This window comes from Bradyrhizobium sp. Y36 (assembly GCF_002531575.1).
GTDB lineage: Bacteria > Pseudomonadota > Alphaproteobacteria > Rhizobiales > Xanthobacteraceae > Bradyrhizobium.
The window spans coordinates 161,712-186,743 of sequence record NZ_NWTI01000010.1 but is presented as its reverse complement, the minus strand read 5'-3'; the positions used below and the strand labels follow the sequence as shown (position 1 = coordinate 186,743).

The window sequence follows — 25,032 nt, the reverse complement described above, 5'->3', positions numbered from 1 at the left end:
CCTCATTCGTCTTGAGTTCGAACACCCCTGTTCTGGAGTTCCGCGTTCATGGCCCCTCGCGCCAACTGGAAAGGCTTCCTTCGTCTGTCCCTCGTCACCTGCCCGGTGGCGCTCTACCCGGCGACCTCGGAGAGCGAGAAGATCTCGTTCAACCAGCTAAACCGGCAGACCGGCCACCGCATCAAGTACCTCAAGGTCGACGCCGACACCGGTGACGAGGTCCCCAACGAGGACATCGTCAAGGGCTACCAGATCGAGAAGGACCAGTTCATCGAGGTCACCAAGGAAGAACTCGAGGAAGTCGCACTGGAGTCCACTCGCACCATCGATATTGACGAGTTCGTCGACAGGTCCGACATCGATCCGCGCTACCTGATCCGCCCCTATTATCTAAGGCCCGACGGAAAGGTGGGGCACGACGCCTTCGCGGTGATCCGCGAGACCATCCGTGAGGTGGACAAGGTCGCCATCGGACGCGTGGTGCTTACCAACCGCGAACACATCATCGCGCTCGAACCGCGAGACAAAGGCCTGACAGGCACCCTGCTGCGCTATCCCTATGAGGTCCGCGATCCCGCGGAGTATTTCGACGAGATCCAAGACGTCAAAATCACCAAGGACATGCTCGACCTCGCCAGGCACATCGTCAACCAGAAGGCGGGCCGCTTCGAGCCGGACAAATTCGAGGACCAGTACGAAACCGCCCTCATCGACCTCATCAACCAAAAGCGCGCTGGCAAGCCGATCAGGCCGACGGAGCGCCCGCGCGGCGAGAACGTCGTGGACCTGATGGACGCGCTGCGCAAGAGCGTTGGCGGCGCGGCCGCCGAGACCAGGACTTCAAAGAAGCCGGCCAAGAAGTCGAAGAAGGTGGCGGCCGGACAGAAGGAAATGCTGATGCCGATCGAGGGCAAGAAGCCGAAGGAAGCGGCGGCGAAGAAGCCGTCGGCCGGGGCCCGGCGGAAATCGGCCTGAGTGTGCGACATCCGGTGACACCGGACGGGCGCTACTTTGTCGTCCGTGGCCGTCTCTGGCGGATGGCGAACCCGAACCTTGGGGAAGTCGAGCGCGGCGATCGGGTGTCTCGCCTGATGACAGCGAGGAGAGCGATCCGAGACGCGAGCAAGTCGTCGGATCTGGATACGGAATCCACCGCGCGTCGAGCCGTCGACGACGCCAAGCGCGCGCTGGGTGAACGCGGTCCCGTCTGGTGGGACGACGGGGCTCCGGACCTCAACCGGCGCATGGTGAAGAACACGCCCTAGGCGGAGTGGTGCGCGTCGCTGGATCGTCAGGATCATGGAGGATCTCGAATTGCCTAAAGCAGCCATTTTCGATCTCGACGGCACGCTTCTGGACTCGGTCGATCTCCACGCGCTGGCCTGGCAGGAAGCGATGGTCAAGTTCGGTCACGACGTCACTTTCGAGCAGGTGCGTAGCCAGATCGGGAAAGGCGGCGACAAGCTCATCCCGGTGTTTCTGTCCGAGCAACAGCAGAGAGAACACGGCAAAGATCTAGAGGAGTGGCGCGGCAATCGGTTCAAGTCGACTTATCTGCCGCTTGTCCGCCCCTTCTCGGCGGTTCCGGAACTTCTGCAGCGCGCCCGCGAGACCGGTCTCCGCATCGCCGTAGCTTCCTCCGCGAAGAAGGACGAACTGAAGAAGTATCTCGACATCGCGGCCATCTCAGGTCTGGCAGACGTCGCGACGTCAGCGGAAGACGTCGACGAATCCAAGCCGGCCCCGGACATCTTCGAGGTCGTGCTAAAGAAGCTCGGCATCGAAGGAGCCGAAGCGGTCGCGATCGGCGACACGCCGTACGACGCCGTCGCGGCCCGCAAAGCCGGAATCCCGACCCTCGGCGTCCTCTGTGGCGGGTTCACCGAATACTCGCTGCGGGAGGCCGGGTGCGTCGAAGTGTACCCAGGACCGAGCACCCTCTACGCACGTTTTGACGACACAGCGCTCGCTAAGTAGGACGGCGGACGACGCTTGGGGGCTATTCCTGGGCCGGTTGTCCATTAGAGGCGGACACGCCCCCGTCCACCGCGACGTTGGCGCCGGTCATGAAGCTCGCGTCGTCGCTCGCCAGGAACGCGATTACCGCGGCGACTTCCTGCGGTTCGCAGACGCGGCCTAACGGAATCCGCTCGGCGAACTTCGCCAGCAGCTTCTTGTCGTCCATCATGTCTTCCGTCATTCCCGTACGCGTCAGGCTGGGACAAACCGCGTTCACGCGGATGCCCTTCTTGCCGAGGTCCAGAGCGAGGGCACGCGTTAGATTGACGACGGCGCCCTTCGCCGCGTTGTAGGGGCTCATACCCCAATCGCCGCCGGTCCCCGAGACCGACGCGGTGTTCACGATCGAGCCACTGGTCTTTTCGAGATGAGGCAGCGCCGCGCGGCAGCCATAGAACACACCATCGATGTCAGTCGACATCACCTTCCGCCATTTCTCGTCGGTGATCGAAGCCGGATCTCCGCCTTCATGGACGCCGGCATTGTTCACGATCACGTCCAACCGCCCGAAGCGGCCGGCGACGGCCGCGACCATTCCATCGACGGCACGAGAATCCGACACGTCGGCCGTCTGAACCATGACTTGGTCGGCAGGCAGACTCTTGGCCACCTTTTCGAGTGAGGCTTCATCGCGGTCAATCATCGCCACTTTCGCGCCCTCCGCGACAAAGCGGCGCGCCGTCGCTTCTCCGATACCTGAAGCCGCTCCCGTGACGATGACGACCTTGCCTTGGAACCTGTCGGTCATGCGAAACTCTCCTGCTCTTTAATCTTCATAACCGTCGTCGCGACGGCCGGGTCCTAATTCCAGCCCGATCCAGCTTTTCAGGAACGATGTTCGAGACGATCGATTGGTGGACAAAACCCCGAAGCGAAGGATCGGACCCATGGATTTGACCGGCAAAAAGATCGCCATTCTCGCCACGAACGGCTTCGAGCAGGCCGAGCTGGAAGTTCCGCTGGAGCGGTTGAAGAAGGCTGGCGCAACGGTCGACGTGGTCTCGCTCGCCGCGGGCGAGATCAAGGGCTGGGACAAGAAAGATTGGGGTCGGCCCGTGAAAGTCGACAAGACTCTCGACGAAGCATCGGCCGCCGACTACGACGCGATCGTTTTGCCCGGTGGGCAGATCAATCCGGATCTCCTGCGCGTCGAGCCCAAGGCGCTGAAGTTCATCAAGGATATATTCGACGCAAAGAAGGTCGTGGCGGCCGTATGCCATGCTCCTTGGCTTCTCATCGAAACCGGGATCGCGAAAGGTCGCAAGATGACGTCCTTCAAGTCGATCAAGACAGACGTGGCGAATGCCGGCGCGAAGTGGGAAGATGCAGAGGTCGTCGTCGACCAGGGCGTCATCACCTCCCGCAACCCCGGTGATCTCGACGCCTTCTGCGCGAAGATCGTGGAAGAGGTCAAGGAAGGTCGACACACCCAGCGCAGCGCGGCTTGAAGTCGATGAAGAGCGCAAAACTATCGGGCGAGATTGCTCGGAGACCCGCATCGCAATCCTCGAATCCGGCGAGGAAGCATTCGCGACGCTCACGATGACGTCGGCATCACGGCGGCATCGCTCACGGCCATCGGCGCCTTCGAAAGGGCGATCGTCGGCTGGTTCGACTTCGAGAAGAAAACCTACAAGAAGATCGAGGTCGCGGAGCAATGCGAGGTGTTGAGCGCGATCGGCGATATCGCGATCGGCGACGACGGAAAGGCGAGCCTCCACGTGCACGTGGTCGTGGGTCTGGCCGACGGTGCGACGCGGGGCGGACACCTTCTCGAAGGGAAGGTTCGACCCAAGCTCGAGGTTGTCATCGTGGACACGCCAGCACACCTCAGACGCAAGGAGAAGCCGGATCTCGGCATAGCGCTGATCGATATTTCCAAAGAAAAGACGTGACGGGCGGCGTGGTCGACGTCGAACAGTCCGACCGCGTCGCACTAGGTTTCGTTCTTTCGATACCTCTCGCGCGTGACCTCTTCGGCCACGCGATCCAACGCCCGATTTCGATAACGATAGCTGAGGACGCCGTAGATCAGCGCCGTGAGGAGCACAAGCGCCCCGAGGAAAAAGACGGCTTCGAGACCCATCTTGCTCTCCCTTTGATGACTACGCTGCGCGTCGCTTTCTGGTCTTGGCCGCCTTTTTGGCGGACCTCGAACGCTCCGATGCCGGTCGCTTGGCCGATGCCGCCCCGCCTAATCGACCACCCTTTCGGGACGGCGAGTGATCTTCCTTCGTGCCGCGACCCGAGCCGCTCTTCTTGCCGCCGTGAGTTTCCTTGTTGACGGTCGCCCAGGCGCGCCGCTCGGCTTCCTTCTCAGAAACTCCGCGGTGCTCATAACCTTCTTCGATGTGCTCGGCCTGCCGCTTCTGCTTATCCGTGTAACTTGACTTGTCGCCGCGAGGCATGTCGTTGCTCCCGTCGATTGGAAATATTCGTTTAAGACTGGAAAGGGCCGCCAGTTCCTATCCGGGAGTCTGGCTGGAGCGATCCGAGGTCCAAGCAGGCATGCAACGATGCGGTCCGCTACTCGCCCGCTGATCAGCGGGAGAGCAACAATGGCGTCGTGCTGTTAGGCGTACTTCCTAATCGCCACCGCGAGAGCCGCCCGAGCGATCTCCGTCAATCCGGATAACGTCCTGTTACCCTGGATGGCGCTGTCGAGCAGCTTTTGTGCGACCTCCCTTCTGATTTCGTGGTCGCCTCCATGAGGGAGAGATCGACAAGCTTCTTCGAGGGCGACATCGAGATTGGCTATCGTTCGGTCGTCTAGCGCTTTCATGGATCGTCATTGCTCCGGGTCGGCGGCTGCGGTTCGCGCGAATGGGTCCATTCGTCCATGTGGGACGCGATGTCTGCTTGGCGGACTTTTTTGAGCATCTCTTCGCGATCGGTGCCGGGCGGAAGATTCGATGCCTTCTTGAGGGCTTCCTCGGCGAAATTGGCGAGCCGGTCTTTGAGGGAAATTGATTGCTTGAAACGACGCCGTTTCGACATGGCGCAGCTTGCTCCTGGGCGGGACCACAACAGTGTTCTCGTCGCCGATAGTTGCCTCGGGCCGCTCGGCGACGGACCAAATTTAGGGCCTGGCGGTCGGAGCTGCCAACAAGAAAGACGGCGTAAGCGGCTTCACAATTTCTGGAACCACACACGCTGCGGCGCCGAAAAGGATCTTCCTTTGTGCCGCTTGCCCTCAATGTACTGGCTGGCACTCGGGGCAAGTGTCGCCGATCGATCCCAGCACGTCGCCGACCTCCGCGACGGCTTCCTCCGGCGAGACGCCGGTCGGCGGATCGTGGCGTGCGATGTCGAAGGCGCGATCTCGGGCATGAGGATCGGCGCGGTCCTGCGCCCAGCCGTGCTCTTCGCATTCGTGGATGGCGCCGGCCTCCTGCAGCACGGCGAGCGCCCAGCCGCGGAGCGTTCGGGTCGCTGGTCGTCGTTCCTTCATCGGCATCGATTCTGCTCTCCCCGTGAAACGAATCCTGCCGACCCGAGATTCGTTCCGGGCGGCGACACGGATTGGGTTTTGGATTCGGACGACCCCGGATCGTCCACCTTTTGCGCCGACTGCGCACAAGCCTAGCTGCACGACCGGCTTTGGGGTCCAATCGGGAGCCCGGGGGAACATGCCCGCCCCGGATTTGTTTCCTTTCCATGAGTGAGCCCTTGCCCGTCGTCATGGAAAATTCGATTCAGATCGCCTGGGATTACCTTGAAGGCACCGGTGACCTCGGCGACCCGTCGGTTGCGGGCAAGGTTCTGCTGGAGTCGGTGGAAACAATGGTTCGTCGCGGCGAGCGTCGGGTCTTGATGCTCTCGAACACGGCCATCAGCGATTACAAGAAATTCCGTGCCGAGCGCCCGCTGGAGTCGGTCACCTGATAGATCCCGATTGTCAGATCTGCTTCGGTTTGGGCTGGGTCTGCGAAAACCACCCGTTCCAGCCTTGGGATGAGAAGGGCTGCCAGTGCGGGGCGGGCATGCCATGCGAATGTCAGCAGGCGACCGGTTTGGAAGAACCCGATGTCTCGACGGTCATAGCGCGATCACCCACACCGAAAACGCGATGAGCGCCGTGAGGACGATCGCCGCTACGATCAAAAGCTTCGTCACTTCGGCTTCTCGGCGCTGATGCGCAGGGTGTAGAGCGGGTTCTGAAACTCGCCGACGACCTCTATGCTCCAGTCCTCCTGCGGGCGCAACTTGCCATCGAGACCTTGCAGAATCTGTCCTCGGTCACCGTCGCCTCCCGACATGCCGCATGCTTGTCGGGCAACTCCTCGCCCTCTTCGTCTAGTTCGGTGTGGCCATGATGAACGTAGAAAAAATGCTTTGGCATAGCAGTCCTCACATGCCGCTCTTGAAGGTCGGAGCAATCGGCCTGCGATGCCGGTGGGTCCACGTCGTTCGACGCAATTGGAGATTCGTAGTCTTTCGCGTCTCGGGGGGAAGCCGATGCGCCTCGCATTGCCTTATCTGGGTATCGGAATCTGTGCGTCGTTGGCATCGTAGCTATCGGTGCTGCTGCTTTACTGACGCGGAAACAGATCGTTGCCTGGCGGTAGCATCCGCAACGTAGGTGCCGCTTTCGTGCAGTTCCAGCCCGCCTCGATCGACCGCGAACTCGAGGCCGGCGCCGAACTCGCTGCCTGTTGCCTTCAGCGTGAACAGGAATGGCGCGTTGATTTTTTCGATATGATGCGACCGTCCTGGGCCGGCGCGACACCGGTTGCCAACTCGACCAGTTTGCGGGCTGCGGCTTCCGGATTGGCATAGGGACGGATTTCGGCGAGTTTCATGTAGCAGCTTGATCCTCTTTGGTCCCGCGCGCCACGATTCGCAGCGTGCCGTCCGGGAGCGGCCGCTGCAGCTTCAAGGCCTGCTCCGCCGGCGCGGTCTTCCAGATCTCGACCTCTTGCGGCGTCGTCAAAATCACGGGCATGGCCTTCGGATGGATGGCGAAGACTGCCGTGTTCGCCTCCGTCGTCAGGAAGGCGTAGAGGTCGTTGGTGGTCTCGCCTTCCTGACCGACGTCCAGTTCGTCCAGATGCCCGCGAAGCATGCGAGCGGCCGGGTCTCGTCGATCGCGGACCTGCAGAGCACGATCTTCCGTCCTTCTCGCTTTAGCCATGCGTGGGCCTGTGCGAACATCGTTGAGTTTGACTCATCATCGTTGCACCATGACCGCGCAAGGGGCAGAGTCCGAACTATGCGTATCAACCGCACCGATTTCGCCGACTTTGCCTATTTCCTGGCGCTCGCGAAGCATCGCAGCTTTCGCCGGGCCGGCCTTGAGCTCGGCGTGAGCGCCTCGGCGTTAAGCCATTCACTCAAGGCCCTAGAGGCGCGGCTGGGCGTGCGGCTCTTCAATCGTACGAGCCGTAGCGTCACCCTCACCTCCGCCGGAGAGGAGCTGCAAGCGGCGCTGGCCGCCCCGTTCGATGCAATCGGGACGGCAATAGAAGCGCTCAATCGCTATCGGGACGAACCCACGGGCCGGATTCGACTCAACGTGCTTGAGCATGCAAGCTCGTTGCTGCTGGCTCCGGTCCTTCCGGTGTTCGTCGACCGCTATCCCGGCATCGAAATCGATGTCGCTGTTTCAAATCACCTGATCGATGTGGTCGCTCAGGGTGCGGATGCCGGAATTCGCTACGGCGGCACGGTGCCGGAGGACATGGTCGCGCAGCGGCTATCGGGCGATCTCCGCTGGGTCGTGGTCGGCTCGCCAGCCTATTTCGATCGGCATGGTCTGCCCTCGCATCCGAGCGACCTGCACGCCCACCGATGTCTGCGTATCCGCCTGGGCAATGACAGCATCTACCACTGGGAATTCGAGAAGGACGGCGAAGACGTCGCGGTCGATGTCCCGGGCGCGATCACGATCGACGAGACCCAGTTCGCGCTCGCCCTTGTCCAGGCAGGGGCTGCGGTGGCCTACGTCCCGCAGCCGTGTGCGGCGCCCCTGATTTCGCAGGGGGCGCTGCGCAGCGTCCTTGACGATTGGGCACCGATGGGGCCCGGGTTCCACATCTATTACCCGGGCCGTCGCCAATTGCCGACGGGCCTGCGCCTGTTGATCGACCTGATCCGAGAGATGCAGCCGCTCGGGCCATATGGGGTCGGCTGATCGATGAGCGTAATTCAACGCTTCATCGCATAGGTTCGGGATGATCCTGGGCTGCCACGCGGCCTATCTTCCGTGCACGGATCATCGCACGGAGCGAGTAGGTGACTGAACAGGCTGTCCTCATGAGCCCCCGCCCCTCAGTAGTGGAGCGGAGCTCGGATCGCACGGGGTGGGGCGCCGTACTTGCGCTGGCTCTGTGCGTCTCGACGCTAATCGCCTCCGAATTCATGCCCGTCAGCATCCTGACCCCGATCGCGTCCGACCTCCATCTCACCGAAGGCGCGGCCGGGCAGGCGATCTCGGTGTCCGGTCTATTCGCGGTGCTGACCAGCCTCTCCATCTCCACGATGACCCGCGGCATCGATCGTCGGACGCTGCTGCTTTCGTTGACCGCCCTCATGCTGGTGTCGGGTCTCCTGGTCGCGTTCGCGCCCAACTTCGCGATGCTCATGGCGGGGCGCGCCCTGCTAGGGGTGGTCATCGGCGGTTTCTGGTCGATGTCAGCCGCGACCGTCATGCGGCTGGTTCCGGGGAGGCAGGTGCCTCGCGCGCTTGCGATGCTCAACGGCGGGAACGCGGTCGCGACCACCGTCGCCGCGCCCCTTGGCAGCTTTCTCGGTCAGTACATCGGCTGGCGCGGCGCGTTCTTCCTGGTGATTCCGCTCGCCGTCGTCACCTTCGCCTGGCAGTGGCTGACGCTGCCGTCGATGCCGTCCGAGGCGGCCAAGGAGCAGCGCAGCGCGCTGGGCATCCTGCGTCGTCCTAACGCCCGCCTGGGCATGGCGGCGGTCGCGCTGCTGTTCGCCGGGCAGTTCGCCCTGTTCACATACCTGCGGCCGTTTCTCGAAACCGTCACGCGTCTCGATGTTTCCGCGCTCTCCGGGGTGCTGCTCGTCATGGGCATCGCCGGCGTGATCGGCACCTGGCTGACCGGGCGCATGGTGGCGCACCGTCTTTCGACGCCCCTCATCTTGGCTCCCTTGGCTCTCGCTGCGATCGCCTGCGGCCTGGTGGCGCTGGGGAGTTGTGCCGGGCCGACGACGGCTCTGCTGACCTTCTGGGGCATGATCGGGACCGGTGCGCCGGTCGCCTGGTGGACGTGGGTCGCGCGCCGATTTCCCGACGACGCGGAATCTGCGGGGGGCTTGTTGGTGGCGGTCGTTCAACTGGCGATCACGCTCGGTGCCGCCGGCGGCGGGGTCCTGTTCGACGCCGCGGGCTATCGAACGACATTCCTCTTGAGCGCGGGGCTTCTCGGCGCTTCAGCGTTGCTGGCCGTTCTCGATGCCGCGCCAGCGGCTCTGTGGAGGCGAATTCATGAAACCGACTACTGAAAACGGACTGTCTCGCCGACGGCTCGTCTTTGCGATGATTTCGACCGCTCTAATGCCGCAGGCGGCCTTCGCCGAAACCGCCGTTGGCGCACAACCCGGAGGAACGGCGATCATGCGTATTCGTTGCAGCTTCGCGGATCAGACCTTCACGGTAACCCTGGAGGGCAATTCGTCCGCCCGCGAATTCGCGGCGATGTTGCCTTTAGATCTCGGTATCGAGGACTATTCGACCAACGAGAAAATCGCCTACCTGCCGCGAAAGCTTGCGGAAGAAAAAGGCGGCCCTTTCTCGAACGAGGCTCCCGGCGATCTTTGTTACTACGCACCATGGGGCAACCTCGCGTTCTTCCATGGCGGCTACAAATATTCGAGCGGCTTGATCCGACTCGGCCGGCTCGACGATGGTCCACGACCGCTACTGAAGCGCGGCAAGTTCTCGCTGCGCATCGAACAGCTTCCACCTGCTTGAGAGGAGAACAGCCGTGTTAGCAACAGTCATGTACGGCCCCCGCGACGTCCGTTTCGAACGGGTCGAGGATCCGAAGATCGTCAAGCCGACCGACGCCATCATCAAGCTGTCGGCCACCTGCATCTGCGGGTCGGATCTGTGGCCATATCGCGGGCTGCAACCGACCGATGGGCCGGCCCATATGGGTCACGAATATTGCGGTGTCGTCGTGGAGGTCGGTGGCGCGGTCAGGACCGTGCGGCCCGGCCAATTCGTCGTCGGCTCGTTCTGCCTTTCGGATAACACCTGCCCGCACTGCAAGTTCGGCTTTCAGTCGTCCTGCGTGCAGCGCGAATTCATGACGGGCGCGCAGGCGCCGTACGCGCGCGTTCCGCTGGCCGACGGGACGCTGGTCGCCACCGCAGAGCTGCCCGGGGACGATCTCATTCCGCATCTGCTGGCGACCTCCGACGTGTTGGGCACGGGGTGGTACGCAGCCGATGCCGCCAATGTGCGGCAAGGGTCCACGGTAGCCGTCGTGGGCGACGGAGCGGTGGGACTGATGGGCGTCTTGGCCGCGAAGGAAATGGGCGCGGAACGGATCATCGCGATGAGCCGGCACAAGAGTCGGCAGGAATTGGCGCGGGACTTCGGCGCGACCGACGTCGTGGCCGAACGGGGGGCTGCGGGGATAGAACGCGTGAAGGAGCTCACGGCCGGGGTCGGTGCGGACTCCGTCCTGGAGTGCGTCGGTACGCAGGAATCCATGACGCAGGCCATCGATTCCGTCCGTCCCGGTGGATCGATCGGCTATGTCGGGGTGCCGCATGGCGTCACCTTCGACGGACAGGCGATGTTCTTCGCGCAACGGCGCATGCTCGGTGGCCCGGCCCCGGTCCGTCGCTTTCTGCCTGATCTTATGGACCGCGTCCTCAAGGGCAGAATCAAGCCCGGGAAAGTGTTCGATCTCACGCTGCCGCTTGCCGAAGTCGCGGAAGGATATCGCGCGATGGACGAACGGCGAGCGATCAAGACGATGCTGACGGTGTAAGGCTGAGGCGCTATCGCGATGTCAGATACAGTGATGCCAGAGACCGCTGCGGCGCAAAGCCTCGCGACTATCCTTTGGCCGATTATGGCGGTGGTTTTCGTCGCCTTTCTCGTCATCGGCGTCGCGATGCCTGTCCTTCCGCTCCATGTGCACGATGGGTTGAGCCAAAGTACCTTCGTGGTCGGGCTCGTCGCCGGCAGCCAGTTCGCTGCTTCTCTGGTCTCGCGACCGTGGGCGGGCAATTTCTCCGACAGCCGGGGCGCAAAGCGCGGTGTGGTCGTCGGCCTGCTCGCGGCCGCAGCTTCCGGCGTGCTTTACCTGCTTTCACTCGGCTTTAGTGAGATCCCTCGGATCTCGGTGGCGATACTTCTGCTGGGGCGAGGGCTGCTCGGCGGCGCCGAAAGCTTCATCATCACGGCTGCCGTGAGCTGGGGGCTGGCGCTCGCGGATTCCCGCAGCACAGGCAAGGTCATCGCCTGGGTGGGTTCGGCGATGTTCGCGGCCTTCGCGGTCGGGGCACCGGCCGGGGCTGTGCTCTACGCCTCTCACGGGTTCGTCGCGATCGGAGCGGCGACGGCCGCAGCGCCGCTGCTGACCCTGCTGATCGTTGCTCCGCTCCGGACGGTTGCGCCGGTTGTCCATGCCCGCTTTTCCTTCGCCGAAGTTCTCGGTGCTGTATGGGTGCCGGGATTGGGCTCTGCACTGGGCAGCGTAGGCTTCGGTGCGGTGACGACGTTCGTCGCCTTGCTGTTCGCGCGTCAAGGTTGGGCCAACGGTTGGCTGGCCTACACGTCCTATGCCCTCGCTTTCATTCTGGCGCGGATATTCCTCAGTCATCTAGCGGACGCGATCGGCGGCGCGAAAGTCGCGCTGATCTTCGCTGTGGTTGAAGCGGGCGGCCAGGCGCTGATCTGGTTGGCCGTCCGCCCGGAGATGGCGCTTGCCGGCGCCGCGCTCACCGGCTTCGGCTTCTCGCTGGTTTATCCCGGCTTCGGCGTGGAGGCGGTGCGCCGGGTACCGTCGCAGAGCCGTGGCCTCGCCATGGGAGCCTACACGGCGTTCCTGGATCTCGCTCAAGGACTGGCGAGTCCTGCACTTGGCCTGATCGCGGCCGACGCAAGGCTGAACACCGTGTTTCTCGCCAGTGCCGGCACGGTGCTCTGCGCTGCGCTCGTCGCGTGGTGGCTGATCGCGAACCCCTCGATATCGGAAGGAAATCCGCAATGAGAACGCTCGCATCGACGTTGATCTCGTTCTGCCTCTTCGCCGGCGCGGCCGGCGCGCAGCCATCTAACCAAGGAGCCGACGCCATGCTTAAGCCCGAAGATCTCCGCGCCGTCGCGCCGGCGCTCGAAGCTTATGCGCAGAAATTCGTCGTCGACGACTTGTGGAAGCGACCGGGGCTGTCCCGCCGTGACCGCGGCATTGTCACCCTGGCCGCGCTGATCGCCCGCGACCAGACCGTCGATCTGCCGCACTACCTGGCGCTCGCGCTCGACAACGGCGTGAAGCCGTCTGAGATATCCGAAATCATCACGCATCTCGCGTTCTACACCGGTTGGGCGAACGCGATGGATGCGATCCCTGCGGTGCGCGAGGTATTCAAGAGTCGCAACATCGGAGCCGACCGGCTCCCGCCGGCCTCGGGACCCCAGCTCCCGCTCGACGAGGCCGCTGAGAAGCAGCGGGCCACGCGGGTCGGAGAGCAGTTCGGCCAGATCACCCCGAGCCTCGTCCAGTACACGACCGACGCTCTGTTCCGGGACCTCTGGCTGAGGCCGGCGCTCGCGCCGCGCGACCGCAGCCTGGTCACGGTCAGTGCGCTCATTGCCACCGGTCAGGTCGCGCAGATCACGTATCATCTGAACCGCGCGATGGACAACGGACTGACGAGGGACGAGGCCGGCGAGGTGCTCGGCCATCTCGCCTTTTACTCTGGGTGGCCCAACGCATTTTCGGCGGCGCCCGTGGTCAAGGATGTGATTGAAAAGCGGCCTCACTAGAGGACGGAACGATGCCCTTCGGCGTCATCTTGGTAGCTGTTGATCCGCGAAGCTGCCGCTACAATCAGGCAGGCACCATGTCGACGCTGAAAAGGCTTCTGACCGTTGCCGTCGTACAAATCGGGATGGCTGGGAGAATCGAAGGGATCAGTCATAGTGCTGGCCCCTTTTAGGACCGATGGCAGGTCGCACCACTCGGCGCGATCGATCCCGGGAAAACTCTGAATCTAACCGCTCCCCGGCCATCTTGATCGGACCACAAAGTTCCATTCGTGAGAACGGCTCATCGTTTCATCAATCGCCGCGCATTCGAACCCCTGACCGACATGGGAATTAGACCTCGGAACATGCCGAAGGTTGGCGGAAAACCAGGAGACGACATGCCAAAACCGGTCAAACTGGAAGTATCGAGGCGGCACCTTCTCGCTGCGGGAACTGCGACGGCCATGGTCGGCGTCGTTCCCGGCACAAAGGCGCAACCGCAATCGTCGAGTCAAAGGCTCTCGCAGCGTCCAACCGGCGTAGCGTTCGAGGTGAACGGAAAGCTGCGCAGCCTTCAAGTCGACAACCGCACCACGCTTCTTGATGCCCTGCGGGAGAATCTCAGCCTGACGGGCACCAAGAAGGGATGCGACCACGGTCAGTGCGGGGCCTGCACCGTGATTGTGAACGGAGTCCGCATCAATTCGTGTCTCACGCTCGCCGTCATGCACGAAGGTGACAGGATCACCACGATCGAGGGATTGGGCCAGCCGGAGCAGCTTCATCCCATGCAGGCGGCTTTCGTCAAACATGATGGCTATCAGTGCGGTTATTGCACGCCCGGGCAGATCTGCTCGGCCGTAGCGGTGCTCGATGAGATCAAGGCGGGAATCCCGAGCCATGTCAGCCACGACCTGACCGTTGCTCCTGTTCTGACGAACGCCGAACTGCGCGAGCGCATGAGCGGCAACATCTGCCGCTGCGGCGCCTACTCCAATATCGCCGAGGCGATCGCAGACGTCGCTGGGAGCAGCACATGAAGGAATTCACCTACGAACGCGCCACCTCGCCCCAGGAAGCGGCAGCCAAGGCGCGCGAGACGCTGGGCGCGAAATTCATCGCCGGGGGGACCAACCTTCTCGACCTGATGAAGCTCGAGATCGAAACACCGCAACATCTCATCGACGTCAACGGCCTCGGCCTCGACAAGATCGAGAATACCCAGAACGGCGGACTCCGCATCGGCGCGTTAGTCAGGAACACGACGCTTGCCGCCGACATGCGCGTCCGGAAGGATTACGGCGTGCTCAGCCGCGCGCTCCTCGCCGGCGCCTCAGGCCAGCTCCGCAACAAGGCGACGACGGCCGGCAATCTGCTCCAGCGCACGCGCTGTCCCTACTTCTACGATACTAATCAACCCTGCAACAAACGAAATCCCGGCTCCGGCTGCGCAGCTATCGAGGGTTTCAGCCGACAATTGGGCGTGATCGGAACCAGCAAAGCGTGCATTGCGACCAACCCCTCGGATATGGCCGTCGCCATGCGCGCGCTTGACGCCGAGGTAGAGACCGTCGATGAGATGGGTCGAACGCGCAAAATCCCGATCGCCGAATTCCACCGCCTGCCGGGGGATAGCCCGCACATCGAAACGACCTTGGCCGACGGCGAACTGATCACGGCCGTGACGCTGCCGCGGCCGGTCGGCGGCATCCATGTTTACAGAAAGGTCAGAGATCGGGCGTCCTACGCGTTCGCGCTGGTCTCCGTTGCGGCCGTCGTGCAGCGGGACGGGTCCGGACGGGTGGCCGTCGGCGGTGTCGCTCACAAGCCTTGGCGGGTCGAAGACGCCGAAGCCGATCTGCCTAAAGGTCCAAAGTCCTTCTCGGCGCGGTTGCTCGCCGACGCGAAGCCGACAACCGATAACGCGTTCAAGATACCCCTGGTCGAGCGGACGGTTGCCGCCGCTCTGAACGATGCGAGGCAGCAATGAAATTCGATAGACCCGCCGAAGCCAACCCAATCGACCGCATGCAGGTGGTGGGACGAGCACATCCCCGCATCGACGGCCCCTTGAAGACGACGGGAAGAGCGCCGTATGCCTATGAGCACCACGACGTTGTGACCAATCCGGCCTATGGGGCCATCGTCGGATCTGCGATCGGCAAGGGGCGCATCGCCAGCATGAATCTCGCGGAGGCGGAGCGCGCGCCTGGGGTTCTCACGGTCGTGACCGCCGAGAACGCCGGCAAGCTCGGCAAGGGCAAATTCAACACAGCCAAACTGCTTGGCGGCCCTGAGATCGATCACTATCACCAGGCAATCGCGGTGGTCGTGGCGGAGACCTTCGAGCAAGCGACGGCCGCAGCGGCGCTGATACGCGTCGAATACGCGCACGCGGATGGAAGATTCGATCTCGAAGAAGCGCTGAAAACTGCTCCTCTTGCAAAGGACCCCAACAGTCCCGAAAAGGATGCGCCGCCCGAAAGTCGTACCGGGGAATTCGAACAGGCTTTCGCTCAAGCGCCGGTGAAGCTCGACGAGCTATACGCGACCCCGGACCAGAGCCACTCGATGATGGAGCCTCATGCTTCGATCGCTGCCTGGAACGGCGACAAGCTGACGGTGTGGACGTCAAACCAGATGATAGACTGGGGAAGGACGGATCTTGCAACCACGCTGGGTATCCCTAAGGACAACGTGCGGTTCGTGTCGCCGTACATCGGCGGCGGCTTTGGCTGCAAGCTGTTCCTGCGTTCTGACGCGGTGATGGCCGCGCTGGGAGCGAAGGCGTCCGGCAGGCCGGTTAAGGTAGCATTGCCGCGCCCGTTCATTCCGAACAATACGACGCACCGCCCCGCCACGCGGCAGCGAATCCGGATCGGGGCGGGCGCGGATGGACGCATCATTGCCATCGCGCACGAAAGCGGCTCCGGCGATCTCCCCGACGGTCAGCCGGAGACGGCGACCAATCAAACGAGGCTGCTGTATGCCGGCGCTAATCGTCTCACCTCGATGCGGCTCGCCGTCATGGACCTGCCGGAAGGAAACGCGATGCGCGCCCCCGGCGAGGCGCCTGGCATGATGGCGCTCGAGATCGCGATGGACGAACTTGCCGAGAAGCTGGGCCTCGACCCCGTCGAGCTGCGCGTGCGCAACGACACCCAGATCGACCCCGAGAAGCCGGACCGTCCTTTCTCCCAGCGCAACCTGGTGCGTTGTTTGCGCGAGGGTGCCGAACGTTTCGGTTGGACGCGTCGGAGCGCGACTCCTGGCGCCGTGCGGGACGGGCACTGGCTCCTCGGCATGGGCACCGCGGCCGCTTTCCGAAACAATCTCCTCATTCCCTCCGGCGCGCGCGTCCGGCTGGAGAGAGATGGGCTTGTCGTTGTCGAAACCGATATGACCGACATCGGCACCGGCAGCTACACGATCATCGCGCAGACCGCCGCCGAGATGATGGGCGTCGACATCGGAAAAGTCGTGGTTCGTCTGGGCGATTCCGCCTTCCCCGTTTCGGCCGGATCTGGAGGGCAGTTCGGTGCGAACTGTTCGACTTCGGGGGTCTACGCGGCCTGCGTAAAGCTTCGGGAAGCCGTTGCGCAGCGGCTTGGCTTCAACTCCGCGGAGGCGACGTTCTCGGACGGCCATGTGATGAGTGGAAACCGTTCCGCGAAGCTTGCCGACGCCGTCCGCGAAGGCGAACTCGTCGCCGAGGACAAGATCGAATGGGGAGGCCTGGACAAGAGCTACCAGCAATCCACATTCGGAGCCCACTTCGTGGAGGCCGCGGTTGACGGCTTCACCGGGGAGGTCCGGATCCGCCGCATGCTGGCCGTGTGCGCGGCCGGCCGCATTCTCAATCCCACGACCGCGCGGAGCCAGGTAATCGGAGCGATGACCATGGGCGCTGGAGCCGCGCTGATGGAAGAGCTCGCGGTCGACAAGCGACGCGGTTTCTTCGTCAATCACGACCTTGCCGGCTACGAGGTGCCCGTCCACGCCGACATTCCGCATCAGGAAGTGATCTTCCTCGAAGAGGCCGACGACAAGGTCTCGCCGATGAAGGCGAAGGGCGTGGCTGAGCTCGGCATATGCGGAGTCGGGGCAGCCGTCGCCAATGCCGTCTACAATGCGACAGGCGTGCGCGTGCGCAATTATCCCGTCACCTTGGACAAACATCTCGATAGGCTACCGGAGGTCTCTTGACTGGGCCCTGCGGAGGCTTCCTCCAAAGAGACCACAATAGCCGAGGCATGATTCAGAGCGCATCGCGTCGCGGCATCATGGTGGCCACGGCCGCTGGCCTCGCCGCGTACATCGCAAGGAGAGCCGGCGCGGAGCCGTCGATCGCGAAACAGAGGAATGAGGACATGGACATCGACATCAAGCGAAGCGGATCGCGGCCCTCCACCAAGGGCTCGGCTGAGTGGTTTACCGGAGCGGTGCGCGTGGACCCGCTTTTCCAGGCGCCCGACCCTGCGCGGGTAAGCGGCGCTCATGTGACGTTCGAGCCGGGCGCTCGCACGGCCTGGCACACGCATCCGCTCGGCCAGACACTGATCATCACCTCGGGCTTTGGATGGGTGCAGAAGGACGGAGGACCCATCGAAGAGGTTCGCCCCGGCGACGTGGTTTGGTTTCCGCCCGGCCTGAAGCACTGGCACGGGGCTTCGCCGGCGACGGCCATGAGCCATATCGCCATCCAGGAATCCTTGAACGGAAGTCCGGTGACCTGGATGGAAAAGGTGGGTGACGAGCAATACCGCAAGTAACTGGGCTGGGCGGTTCTAATCTTGAGATGGTTGTCCATCCAGCATTAGCCGATGTCCCGGGCGCTAAGCTGAAGGCTTGTGGGTGAGTGCAACGCTTATGTTAGCCTGCTGAACCCATTCGCTCAAGAAGACGGCGTGCGCTTCTCGAAATCGAGAGGGAGCCAGCCGAATGCCACCCGCAGCGGCTGATGTTGAGGGTTTGCGCCCTCAGTCATGGTGCCTTTTCTGGCCCGACGATATCTTCCTTCACGCCGCGGGCGACGATCCGCAGCGTTCCGTCCGGAAGCGGCCGCTGCAGCTTCAATGCCTCGTCGGCCGGTGCGGTCATCCAGGTCTCGACCTCATCAGGCGTCGTCAGGATCACCGGCATCGCCTTCGGATGGATGGCACCGACCTCCGCGTTCGGCTCCGTCGTCAGGAACGAGTAGAGGTCGTTGGTGGTCTCGCCTTCCTTGACCTTCCGGACCGAGGTCCAGTTGGTCCAGATGCCGGCGAAGCAGACGAGCGGACGGCTCTCGTCGAGTGCGAACCAGATATCGCCGCCCTCGGCCTTATTGAACTCGCTGAACGAGTTGAAGGGAACGACGCAGCGGTGCGCCGGACTCAGCCAGCGGGTCCAATGTTTGCTCTTCACGTTGCGGATGTTGGTGGTTCCGGAATCCGGCTCCATCCGGAGCAATTCCTTGAAATCGACCTCCTTGCCCTTGGCCTGCAGCTTGTCGGCCCGTTTCTTCGTGGCGTCCATGAGGGCCTTCGACGACGACGGCATGCCCCACCGCGCGGTCGCGAGCTCCCGGCCATTGGCGCCATTGCGCACGATCGGAGCCTTGTAGTCGGGAAAGACGCCGGGCATCGGCGCGAGGTTGCCGACGTAGCGGTTGACGACGCGGAACAGCGCGCTGATGGCGGCTTGGTTGGTGGTGATTGAATACAGATTGCACATCGTCAGGTCTCCTGAGCGGCCTGGCGAGGGCGCTGCGCCAACTGTAGCAGCGTGGCAGCGGGCCGGCGACCTGCCTTGGCGCACTTGCTGCAGCGGAGGCGGCTCGCCAGGTCGTGGACGAAGGTGGTCGGGCGGATGGCGCAGCGCGGCCAAGTCGACGTCCCACTTGGTCTTGCATCGCGAGCACTCGATCTCGAGCCAAGGGTAGCCGCCATTCAGGGCCTGAGCGATCGCCGGCGAGGGATTGATCGGGCCTCCGTCCGCCCAGAGTCGCTCGTTGAAAGCTTCGCAGAGTAATTTGTCCGCCTGACGGATGAGGGCCTCACCTTTGGCACGGGCCTCGGCGGCTTGGGCGGCGAGGATGCCCGTCATGGCGCGGGCCCGGCCGAGCTACTTCTGCAGGACCTGCGGTCGCCGCCGCTAAGCGGGGTCGGATGGTGCTTCGGCGCCACGGCCGGGCGCCGTCAGTCGTATGACGGCGAGCAGCCATCTTCCTCATGGCGCCCGGTGCGCTGCGTGCAAGTGTTGTCCAGCAAACGCTGACCGACGTCTTTCCAGAGGGCTTTCGGACCGAAGAGCCTGGTAGCGTCCGCCTTCTGGATCTCGACGATCCGACTGCACCTACCGCAGGTCACCCGCAGTAGATGGCGCGTGATCTCAGAGAGACGCTGCGTCCGGATCAAGGGGTCGGGCGGTCTAGCGTCGGCGCCCGCGTCCCGTAGGAGGGCGTCCCAGTAGGCGGAGGGCAACGGATCCGCCGGGCCGACCGCCGGCGCAGGCGACGCGTTCCTACCCACCGAAGACTGCTCGGCCAGCTTTTCCATCTCTTTCCTGCTCGGCATGCGCCAGCTTGCGGGTCGATCTGCTGCCATCCCTCATGAGAACATAACATGAACAAAAGGTCGAGTCCGGAATGGCCGCCGCCCGAATTTTTCGTCGGATCGAGCTTCAGCGCTGGTCCGGAGGTCTGCCCGAGAGGACGCACAGCCGCGTGCGGCCTAGGTGTACCGGCGACAGCAGGTGCTGAAGTAATCCGCCATTGCTGCCGTCCTTAGGCCGTCAGGGTCTTGAGATTCCGCAAAATGGTTTCAGCGCCGTCCTCGATCGATATGCCTCTCGCCGTCGCCAATTGCCTCACGGCCGTCGCGACATCGCGCGGCCGGGCAGGGCGGTCGCCATCGGATGTGAATGGGCCATCGGTCTCCGTGAGGAGGCGTTCGACGGGTAGCGAGGAGACCAGCGCCCGCCCACGGTCCGTCTGCAGCATCTGACTGTTGACCGAGAAGTAGCAGCCGAGATCCGCGGCACGTCTAGCGTCCGCGGCCGAACCCGTGAACCAATGCAAGACGAATTTCGCGCGGCCGTTCGGAACCTCTTCCTCGATCAGATCGAGCACCTTGGGCGCCGCGCGCACACTGTGAATCGACAGGATCTTGCCGCCCGCCTGTGCGCAGCAGCGCAGGACGCGGCGGAAAATCTCGGTTTGGCGATCCATCGATGAGTAGTACCGGGGACCGGCGTCGAGACCGACTTCGCCGACGTATCGCGTTTCGTCGAGAAGACGCTCCCAGAGGTCGATCTCTCGCCACCGCTCCGCCACTAATTGGGGATGCAGGCCGAGCGCTGTTCGGACGTACTTGGTCGACGAGGCCAGCTTGTTGTTGCGCGCCCAGGCCTTCGGAGTCGTGGTGACCGCGAGCGTGAAGATGCCGAGCCGCTCGCTTTCGGCGACGAGCGTCTCGAACTCCGGATACAGGTCGAGGTGGCAGTGGAAATCGACGAGCCTCATGCTGTCATCTCGGCCTCTGCCGCCGGTGAAAACGTCTCTACGTCGCACAGCAACTGGCCGACCTCCATGATGCCCCGCGAATACACTCCGGCAAGCCCGTCGAGCTGGGTGATGTCCTCGAGCAGCGGTCCCGGTTTGTGGATCAGGACGCGGGCAAGATCGGGGCGTCCCGCGAGGCGGGCTACCGCGTACTGGAACGCCCGCACCTGCTTGCCTTCCGCCGCCCGCGTACTCAAGCGATGCTGGTGGATGTCGACCCGATATCCGGTGGGATCGTTGCCTCGGCCCCATGCGTGGTCGAACGCAGCCTGGCGGATGAGGCACGGGACGCAATGGCCGCAATGGGTATGCCGGCCGGCCGCCGACTTGACCCAGCGGCCGGCGGCTGGGTGCGCGCAGGAGAGGGACGCGCCGGCGAGCTCGCGCAGCAGGTCCGGATTGAGGCAGCGTTCCATCATCTCGCCCTTGGTCCTATCCCAGTAACGGTTGACGATGACGCCGTCGATTCCGATGTGCGAAAGCAACTCGTTCCAGCGGCGCAGATAGAAGGGATGGGTCGTGCGCGTGCTCAAGGATCCCAGCCTGACGCTGTCGAGCGGGACGTTCAGCGCGATCAGGCCGTTCTCCGGGACTTCGAGCGAAAAGCGACGACCCAGCCCGGACCCAGCCGCGGCGGCGAGGGCGATGAACAGGAACGACCGACCGCGGGTGCTTTCCTCGCGTCCTACCCCCGGCGTAATCTTGTCGGTGAAGCTCATTCCGAGGCGGAGCCGCCTCGGTTCTCGATTGCCGTCGCGGTACGCAGCGGCGACATCCACGAACAGATCCTTCTGAGGCTTGCTGATCGCTCCGTCGCCTCCATGGCTTACGAACAGGGGAAAGGAGCCCTGCTCAAGACGATCGATCGCGCCGATCAGGCTGTCCAATCCGCCCGAGAAGAGGGCAACCCCGTCGAAGCCGTGGTCCTGTAGACCCGCGACGGGACGTCTGACGAAGTCGGCCATTCCTTCGGGGCGTGGCCTGAAAGAGACCGTCCAATGGTCTCCGGTGAGAAACCTGAGCGTCTTTTCGAGCAAGGCGCGCTGCCCGGCCCATAGTTCGGGATCGGATACCGGCACGCAGATGCCGAGTTCGCGCGTCCACGCGTCCTGCGACGTCTGCACGCGATTGATGCGCGTGTCGGCGGCATGCACCATCGCCGCGAGGACGAGAACGTCGACGCCGACTTCGCTCGGATAGACGCCGAGCCGTCCGAGGCTCCGGACGACGCCACCCATCCCATATCCCAGCGCCCGATTGCCGCTCAAAAGGTCGATGCGGAACTGGGCATGCCAGCGTCCTGCGAGATCAGGTGCCTGGTCGGCCGGTCCCATGTGACCTATCAAAGCGTAGGCCGTCATCACGCGATCTCCTCATGGGCTTCCACTTCGAGGTCGTCAGTCGTTCCGACGTCGGGACCTTCCTGGTCCGACCCCTCCAACAGGACAATGGAGCGTTCGTAGATGTCGTCGATGGTCGACACGATAATGTCGACGGGAAAATCTTCGCCGGCCTCCGTCATCGCGTCGTTCACGTTGCCCCGAATGAAGTCGTTGATCTGCTGTTCGACGTTCTGAACAGCGGCGACATCGCGTGGAATCGCGACCACCTTGTTTCCAACCGCGTTGAGCAATCGGTTTTGGATCGCGTTGGTGATGAAGGAGGCCAGGAAGGAGACGGTGGTCTCGGGTGACGGGCGTTCGAGATTTGCCCGCGCCTCGCTGATTTCAGCCAACGCTTTGATGTAGGCCTCTCTGGCGAATGACTCGTCGAGCTCGCCGCCGGGTTCGCAGATGACGTCGACGAGGGCGGCGTATATGTCCTGGACCGGCAGCGTGGCCAACTGCGCGAAGCCGAGCCGGCGAACAGTCTCCTGGATGCCGGCGGTGCCGGCAGTGGAAAGGATCCGTCCCAGGCTGGTGGTGGCGCTGCGCTCCGCGGCCATGCGCTGCGTGGCCCGGCGCGCACCGCCGCTCGACTTTCCGACGAACGACCGGACTGCGCGGCGCAGGTTGCGGTTGGTCCCGCCGCCGCGACCTCCGCCTCCGCCACCCCCGCCGGATTTGGCGAACTTGAAGAAGTTGGTGCGAGCGCTTTGGAAGCGATTCAGCGCCGGCGCGTCGCCTTCGCCTGCAGCGCCGCCGTTTCCGCCGGCCGCAGGCGCGGTACCCGGATCGCCTCCACCTCGGTTCGCGCCGGCCGGATTTCCGTTGCCGGGATTGCCGCCACCCGGAGCACCTGGTGCGCCCGTGGGACTGGGGGGATGAGCGCCCGGGGGCGCGGGATCCGGTCCGGCCCCGCCGACCCAGTCGGGCACGAGAGGATTGCGGTTGTTGCCGCCGTTGAAGGGATTAGACGTTCCCATGGCCGCGGCTCCCTCTTGCCGGTTTCTTCGGCTCCAGCTCGGCCCTCAGCAACGGGTTCTTGGTCGCCTTTTTCCACTTGTCGCGTAGGGTTTCGATCCGGGCTTTCGGAGCCGCTTCCGTCACGAAAGCATGTCCGGATGCGACCCACAGGCCGACGCGGTCGGGCGGCAGGGCTTCGAGGATGTCGACGTACCGGCCCTGAAGGGACGGGTGAGCCTCCACCACGACGGCGACGCCCGGTATCGCTGTCGGTCGGGCCTCGAAATTCGGCGCCTCCCGCACCTTCCTGCCCAAAGCATCGAAGAGCAGGATGGCCTCCGGGACATTGAGGCTCTTGACGTCGGGGAGGGCCCCTTTGGCCGACATGTCGCCGCCGAGCAGCTTTTCCAGGAGCGCAGCGAGTTTGGCCGGCAGCGGTGCGGCGGAGCCGAGATAGTTTTTCCTGTCCTTGATCACGAAGAGGTACGGTTTGAGCGAAACCTTGCCGAGGTCCGGTTTGACCGACGCCCACCGCATGACGTCGGGGCGCGTCTTCCATTCGTCGATCACGGGATTGCCCGCTTCGGTCGCCGCTTCTTCTTCGCTCGATGCAGGTCCGCCGCCGGCGGCGATCTTTTCGATCAGCGCGATCTCCGGGCAGATGCCGTCCTCCGAACTGGCGGCCGTCGTGGCGATGTGGTCGAACACCGTCGTGTGCAGGAACATCTCGGCCAACATGACCTTCGCCAGATGGGGTTGTTCGATGGCGTTGCCGAAGCCGCGAGCTTCCGCGATCGCGAGCCTGAGGGCGAGGGCATTCAGGAAGCGCTTGATCTGCCGCGGATTGCCCTTCGTTCCGGCGGCGAGCACCGGACTCACGCGATCGGCCAGCGTCAGGGCATCGACGATCTCGTCGAACCGCATTCCGGCCGCGGTCTTGATCGCGTCGCGATCGATGCCCTTGCCCTCCCAAGGCTTGCTCAAGGCCGCCCTGCCGAGAGCCAGCAACTTTGTGAACTCCTCCGAGTCCTCGCCGAGGGCCCGGCCGAGCAACAGGAGCGTCACGTAGATGCCGGTTTCGGTTTCTCCCAGCGCGGGGATGCGGAAGGGCACCTGCAGCAGCTTTTCGAGATATGACCGCCTGTAGTTCTGATTGGAATCGCTTGCGTTGCTGGACGCGACGTCGACTTCGGGCAGGTTCTTGAAATGGTCGCGGACCGCGATCTCGATCATGCCTTCGTCGGCGCCGACGATGAAGGCCGTCTTGTCCCACAGCACGAACAGCCGGATTGCCTCGAGCGTCTCGATCGCGGTCTGAGGCAGGCAGCGGTCGAGGTCGTCGATCAGCACGACGAGTCGCTTGATGCCGGCCTTCTTGATCAGATCCTTGTAGGCCTCGCGGAATTCCTTGATTTCCGTCGGCACGCTTTTGCTGGTGGCCTCGTCGCTCTTTTCCTTTTTGAATTCCTCGATCTGCTTGATGGCCGCTTCGCGCGCGTCCTTGTCGGTCAAGGCGTTCTTCACGCGGTCGACGACGGAGCCGACCAGGTCGTCGAGGCCCAACATCGGAATGCCCGTGTAGGCCGTGAGCGCAAGGCCGCCGCCCTTCTTGGCGACCTTCAGCCAGTCGATGCTTTTCAGCACGCGCTTGACCTCTTCCACTGCCTTGGTCGTGAGCGAACGCTTCTCGATGAGGCCGTTCACGACGCCTTCGATCAGCGCGATCTTGGCGTCCTCGAATCCCTGAAACTGCCAGCCGTTGAACTTCAGGCAGAGGACGTCGCCTCCGTCGGGGAAGGCGGCCTCGACCATCTCTAGTACGCTGGATTTCCCTGCACCCCAGTCACCGTGGACGCCGATCGTCACGGCGGAATCGGCCGTCTCCGCGATCAGTCGGACGATGGTTTTCGCGATTGCCTCGTTGTTGAGGAGATCGACCTTGGTTTCCTTATCGCTCAGATAGCCCAGCGGCGTGACCTTTTCGGCGGACACAGGCCCTCCTTTTCGCAATGCGGCGAAGGCGTCGCCGATAACCGTTGGTTGCAACGCGCCCCAAAAGTATACAGTTAGGTTGCTCGGAGCTTCGCCGCAAGCTGACAAGAAGACGGAGCGGTCTCCGCAGTTGCGGAATGATGCCCGAGCGAAGGCGCTCGGGCTCTCCAGGGATCATGAAG

At 63.5% G+C, this 25,032-nt stretch carries 27 protein-coding genes and 3 pseudogenes; 16 read left to right on the top strand and 14 right to left on the bottom strand.

Annotated elements, in window-relative coordinates:
* The first annotated feature begins 48 nt into the window (after nt 1-48).
* The 3 genes from ku to CO669_RS18825 are packed head-to-tail and all read left to right on the top strand — an operon-like array spanning nt 49 to nt 1,977.
* A complete protein-coding gene (gene ku / locus CO669_RS18835; protein WP_097661435.1) occupies nt 49-975 on the top strand; it encodes a non-homologous end joining protein Ku in 927 nt (308 codons plus the stop codon).
* Nucleotides 976-977: 2 nt separating this feature from the next.
* A complete protein-coding gene (locus tag CO669_RS18830; RefSeq protein WP_097661434.1) occupies nt 978-1,265 on the top strand; it encodes a hypothetical protein in 288 nt (95 codons plus the stop codon).
* Nucleotides 1,266-1,299: 34 nt separating this feature from the next.
* Nucleotides 1,300-1,977 (top strand): HAD family hydrolase, encoded by a 678-nt coding sequence (locus tag CO669_RS18825; protein WP_097661433.1) that lies wholly within the window; start codon nt 1,300-1,302, stop codon nt 1,975-1,977.
* Between the two features lie 22 nt (nt 1,978-1,999).
* Here the strand turns inward: CO669_RS18825 and budC are convergent, their stop codons facing one another.
* Complete coding sequence (gene budC / locus CO669_RS18820; RefSeq protein WP_097661432.1) at nt 2,000-2,767, bottom strand: meso-2,3-butanediol dehydrogenase; 768 nt, start codon at nt 2,765-2,767, stop codon at nt 2,000-2,002.
* 139 nt (nt 2,768-2,906) lie between these two features.
* On the opposite strand from budC, the gene CO669_RS18815 reads away from it, so the two are divergent.
* Both CO669_RS18815 and CO669_RS18810 read left to right on the top strand, forming a co-directional pair.
* Nucleotides 2,907-3,467: a type 1 glutamine amidotransferase domain-containing protein gene (locus tag CO669_RS18815; protein WP_097661431.1), complete on the top strand. Its 561-nt coding sequence runs from the start codon at nt 2,907-2,909 to the stop codon at nt 3,465-3,467.
* A gap of 22 nt (nt 3,468-3,489) precedes the next feature.
* Nucleotides 3,490-3,914, top strand: a pseudogene (locus CO669_RS18810) (PPC domain-containing DNA-binding protein).
* Between the two features lie 41 nt (nt 3,915-3,955).
* On the opposite strand, the gene CO669_RS35710 reads toward CO669_RS18810, so the two are convergent.
* The 4 genes from CO669_RS35710 to CO669_RS18790 form a co-directional block, all read right to left on the bottom strand.
* Entirely contained in the window at nt 3,956-4,105 is a 150-nt protein-coding gene (locus CO669_RS35710; RefSeq protein WP_155256191.1) for a hypothetical protein, read from the bottom strand.
* Nucleotides 4,106-4,124: 19 nt separating this feature from the next.
* The gene (locus CO669_RS18805) at nt 4,125-4,427 is read right to left on the bottom strand and encodes a plasmid stabilization protein (protein WP_198964092.1); all 303 of its coding nucleotides are present in this window, start codon (nt 4,425-4,427) and stop codon (nt 4,125-4,127) included.
* Between the two features lie 370 nt (nt 4,428-4,797).
* A complete protein-coding gene (locus CO669_RS18795) occupies nt 4,798-5,016 on the bottom strand; it encodes a hypothetical protein (RefSeq protein WP_097661428.1) in 219 nt (72 codons plus the stop codon).
* A gap of 196 nt (nt 5,017-5,212) precedes the next feature.
* Complete coding sequence (locus CO669_RS18790; protein WP_097661427.1) at nt 5,213-5,476, bottom strand: hypothetical protein; 264 nt, start codon at nt 5,474-5,476, stop codon at nt 5,213-5,215.
* Nucleotides 5,477-5,688: 212 nt separating this feature from the next.
* Here CO669_RS18790 and CO669_RS18785 point away from each other — a divergent pair, with 212 nt between their 5' ends.
* On the top strand, nt 5,689-5,904 hold the full coding sequence (locus CO669_RS18785; protein ID WP_245444367.1) for a hypothetical protein: 216 nt from the start codon (nt 5,689-5,691) through the stop codon (nt 5,902-5,904).
* A 227-nt stretch (nt 5,905-6,131) separates the two neighbouring features.
* Here the strand turns inward: CO669_RS18785 and CO669_RS36395 are convergent, their stop codons facing one another.
* The 3 genes and pseudogenes from CO669_RS36395 to CO669_RS18770 form a co-directional block, all read right to left on the bottom strand.
* Nucleotides 6,132-6,278: a hypothetical protein gene (locus CO669_RS36395; protein WP_245444366.1), complete on the bottom strand. Its 147-nt coding sequence runs from the start codon at nt 6,276-6,278 to the stop codon at nt 6,132-6,134.
* A 402-nt stretch (nt 6,279-6,680) separates the two neighbouring features.
* Entirely contained in the window at nt 6,681-6,821 is a 141-nt protein-coding gene (locus tag CO669_RS36600; protein ID WP_349627013.1) for a hypothetical protein, read from the bottom strand.
* Nucleotides 6,818-7,110 (bottom strand): annotated as a pseudogene (locus CO669_RS18770) (SOS response-associated peptidase family protein); the annotation flags it as partial. The gene CO669_RS36600 and the pseudogene CO669_RS18770, both read right to left, overlap by 4 nt.
* A 121-nt stretch (nt 7,111-7,231) precedes the next feature.
* On the opposite strand from CO669_RS18770, the gene CO669_RS18765 reads away from it, so the two are divergent.
* The 10 genes from CO669_RS18765 (at nt 7,232) to CO669_RS18720 (ending at nt 17,742) form a co-directional block, all read left to right on the top strand.
* The gene (locus tag CO669_RS18765) at nt 7,232-8,152 is read left to right on the top strand and encodes a LysR family transcriptional regulator (RefSeq protein WP_097661425.1); all 921 of its coding nucleotides are present in this window, start codon (nt 7,232-7,234) and stop codon (nt 8,150-8,152) included.
* A 122-nt stretch (nt 8,153-8,274) separates the two neighbouring features.
* Complete coding sequence (locus CO669_RS18760; protein WP_097661469.1) at nt 8,275-9,486, top strand: MFS transporter; 1,212 nt, start codon at nt 8,275-8,277, stop codon at nt 9,484-9,486.
* Nucleotides 9,470-9,955 carry a cyclophilin-like fold protein gene (locus tag CO669_RS18755; protein WP_245444364.1) on the top strand — a complete coding sequence of 162 codons (486 nt, stop codon included), beginning with the start codon at nt 9,470-9,472 and terminating at the stop codon, nt 9,953-9,955. The genes CO669_RS18760 and CO669_RS18755 overlap by 17 nt, the downstream gene beginning before the upstream one ends.
* A gap of 13 nt (nt 9,956-9,968) precedes the next feature.
* Nucleotides 9,969-10,985 carry a zinc-dependent alcohol dehydrogenase family protein gene (locus CO669_RS18750; RefSeq protein ID WP_097661424.1) on the top strand — a complete coding sequence of 339 codons (1,017 nt, stop codon included), beginning with the start codon at nt 9,969-9,971 and terminating at the stop codon, nt 10,983-10,985.
* Nucleotides 10,986-11,018: 33 nt separating this feature from the next.
* Entirely contained in the window at nt 11,019-12,212 is a 1,194-nt protein-coding gene (locus tag CO669_RS18745) for an arabinose transporter (RefSeq protein ID WP_097661423.1), read from the top strand.
* Nucleotides 12,209-12,988 carry a carboxymuconolactone decarboxylase family protein gene (locus CO669_RS18740; protein WP_097661422.1) on the top strand — a complete coding sequence of 260 codons (780 nt, stop codon included), beginning with the start codon at nt 12,209-12,211 and terminating at the stop codon, nt 12,986-12,988. Before CO669_RS18745 ends, CO669_RS18740 begins: the two co-directional genes overlap by 4 nt.
* 380 nt (nt 12,989-13,368) lie before the next feature.
* On the top strand, nt 13,369-14,010 hold the full coding sequence (gene paoA / locus CO669_RS18735) for an aldehyde dehydrogenase iron-sulfur subunit PaoA (RefSeq protein ID WP_097661421.1): 642 nt from the start codon (nt 13,369-13,371) through the stop codon (nt 14,008-14,010).
* A complete protein-coding gene (locus CO669_RS18730) occupies nt 14,007-14,960 on the top strand; it encodes an FAD binding domain-containing protein (RefSeq protein WP_097661420.1) in 954 nt (317 codons plus the stop codon). The genes paoA and CO669_RS18730 overlap by 4 nt, the downstream gene beginning before the upstream one ends.
* The gene (gene paoC, locus CO669_RS18725) at nt 14,957-17,176 is read left to right on the top strand and encodes an aldehyde oxidoreductase molybdenum-binding subunit PaoC (protein ID WP_097661419.1); all 2,220 of its coding nucleotides are present in this window, start codon (nt 14,957-14,959) and stop codon (nt 17,174-17,176) included. Before CO669_RS18730 ends, paoC begins: the two co-directional genes overlap by 4 nt.
* Nucleotides 17,177-17,346: 170 nt before the next feature.
* Nucleotides 17,347-17,742, top strand: coding sequence for a (R)-mandelonitrile lyase (locus CO669_RS18720; RefSeq protein WP_198964098.1), 396 nt, complete (start codon nt 17,347-17,349; stop codon nt 17,740-17,742).
* A gap of 211 nt (nt 17,743-17,953) precedes the next feature.
* On the opposite strand, the gene CO669_RS18715 is transcribed toward CO669_RS18720, so the two are convergent.
* The 6 genes and pseudogenes from CO669_RS18715 to qatA all read right to left on the bottom strand — a co-directional run bounded on the left by CO669_RS18715 (nt 17,954) and on the right by qatA (nt 24,850).
* Entirely contained in the window at nt 17,954-18,685 is a 732-nt protein-coding gene (locus tag CO669_RS18715) for an SOS response-associated peptidase (RefSeq protein ID WP_097661415.1), read from the bottom strand.
* A gap of 2 nt (nt 18,686-18,687) precedes the next feature.
* A pseudogene (locus CO669_RS36390) lies at nt 18,688-19,137 on the bottom strand (hypothetical protein).
* 599 nt (nt 19,138-19,736) lie between these two features.
* On the bottom strand, nt 19,737-20,474 hold the full coding sequence (gene qatD / locus CO669_RS18700; RefSeq protein ID WP_097661411.1) for a Qat anti-phage system TatD family nuclease QatD: 738 nt from the start codon (nt 20,472-20,474) through the stop codon (nt 19,737-19,739).
* Nucleotides 20,471-21,874, bottom strand: coding sequence for a Qat anti-phage system QueC-like protein QatC (gene qatC, locus CO669_RS18695; RefSeq protein WP_097661409.1), 1,404 nt, complete (start codon nt 21,872-21,874; stop codon nt 20,471-20,473). Before qatC ends, qatD begins: the two co-directional genes overlap by 4 nt.
* Nucleotides 21,874-22,878 carry a Qat anti-phage system associated protein QatB gene (qatB, locus tag CO669_RS36540; RefSeq protein ID WP_097661407.1) on the bottom strand — a complete coding sequence of 335 codons (1,005 nt, stop codon included), beginning with the start codon at nt 22,876-22,878 and terminating at the stop codon, nt 21,874-21,876. The genes qatC and qatB overlap by 1 nt, the downstream gene beginning before the upstream one ends.
* The gene (qatA, locus tag CO669_RS18685; protein WP_097661405.1) at nt 22,865-24,850 is read right to left on the bottom strand and encodes a Qat anti-phage system ATPase QatA; all 1,986 of its coding nucleotides are present in this window, start codon (nt 24,848-24,850) and stop codon (nt 22,865-22,867) included. Before qatA ends, qatB begins: the two co-directional genes overlap by 14 nt.
* Between the last annotated feature and the right edge of the window lie 182 nt (nt 24,851-25,032).

Excerpts from the sequence above, each read along its gene's own strand:
- ku (WP_097661435.1), top strand. The coding sequence starts at position 49 with ATGGCCCCTCGCGCCAACTGGAAAGGCTTCCTTCGTCTGTCCCTCGTC.
- CO669_RS18825 (WP_097661433.1), top strand. The coding sequence starts at position 1,300 with ATGGAGGATCTCGAATTGCCTAAAGCAGCCATTTTCGATCTCGACGGC.
- budC (WP_097661432.1), bottom strand. The coding sequence starts at position 2,767 with ATGACCGACAGGTTCCAAGGCAAGGTCGTCATCGTCACGGGAGCGGCT.
- CO669_RS18815 (WP_097661431.1), top strand. The coding sequence starts at position 2,907 with ATGGATTTGACCGGCAAAAAGATCGCCATTCTCGCCACGAACGGCTTC.
- CO669_RS35710 (WP_155256191.1), bottom strand. The coding sequence starts at position 4,105 with ATGGGTCTCGAAGCCGTCTTTTTCCTCGGGGCGCTTGTGCTCCTCACG.
- CO669_RS18805 (WP_198964092.1), bottom strand. The coding sequence starts at position 4,427 with ATGCCTCGCGGCGACAAGTCAAGTTACACGGATAAGCAGAAGCGGCAG.
- CO669_RS18795 (WP_097661428.1), bottom strand. The coding sequence starts at position 5,016 with ATGTCGAAACGGCGTCGTTTCAAGCAATCAATTTCCCTCAAAGACCGG.
- CO669_RS18790 (WP_097661427.1), bottom strand. The coding sequence starts at position 5,476 with ATGCCGATGAAGGAACGACGACCAGCGACCCGAACGCTCCGCGGCTGG.
- CO669_RS36395 (WP_245444366.1), bottom strand. The coding sequence starts at position 6,278 with ATGTCGGGAGGCGACGGTGACCGAGGACAGATTCTGCAAGGTCTCGAT.
- CO669_RS36600 (WP_349627013.1), bottom strand. The coding sequence starts at position 6,821 with ATGAAACTCGCCGAAATCCGTCCCTATGCCAATCCGGAAGCCGCAGCC.
- CO669_RS18765 (WP_097661425.1), top strand. The coding sequence starts at position 7,232 with ATGCGTATCAACCGCACCGATTTCGCCGACTTTGCCTATTTCCTGGCG.
- CO669_RS18760 (WP_097661469.1), top strand. The coding sequence starts at position 8,275 with ATGAGCCCCCGCCCCTCAGTAGTGGAGCGGAGCTCGGATCGCACGGGG.
- CO669_RS18755 (WP_245444364.1), top strand. The coding sequence starts at position 9,470 with ATGAAACCGACTACTGAAAACGGACTGTCTCGCCGACGGCTCGTCTTT.
- CO669_RS18745 (WP_097661423.1), top strand. The coding sequence starts at position 11,019 with ATGCCAGAGACCGCTGCGGCGCAAAGCCTCGCGACTATCCTTTGGCCG.
- CO669_RS18740 (WP_097661422.1), top strand. The coding sequence starts at position 12,209 with ATGAGAACGCTCGCATCGACGTTGATCTCGTTCTGCCTCTTCGCCGGC.
- paoA (WP_097661421.1), top strand. The coding sequence starts at position 13,369 with ATGCCAAAACCGGTCAAACTGGAAGTATCGAGGCGGCACCTTCTCGCT.
- CO669_RS18730 (WP_097661420.1), top strand. The coding sequence starts at position 14,007 with ATGAAGGAATTCACCTACGAACGCGCCACCTCGCCCCAGGAAGCGGCA.
- paoC (WP_097661419.1), top strand. The coding sequence starts at position 14,957 with ATGAAATTCGATAGACCCGCCGAAGCCAACCCAATCGACCGCATGCAG.
- CO669_RS18715 (WP_097661415.1), bottom strand. The coding sequence starts at position 18,685 with ATGTGCAATCTGTATTCAATCACCACCAACCAAGCCGCCATCAGCGCG.
- qatD (WP_097661411.1), bottom strand. The coding sequence starts at position 20,474 with ATGAGGCTCGTCGATTTCCACTGCCACCTCGACCTGTATCCGGAGTTC.
- qatC (WP_097661409.1), bottom strand. The coding sequence starts at position 21,874 with ATGACGGCCTACGCTTTGATAGGTCACATGGGACCGGCCGACCAGGCA.
- qatB (WP_097661407.1), bottom strand. The coding sequence starts at position 22,878 with ATGGGAACGTCTAATCCCTTCAACGGCGGCAACAACCGCAATCCTCTC.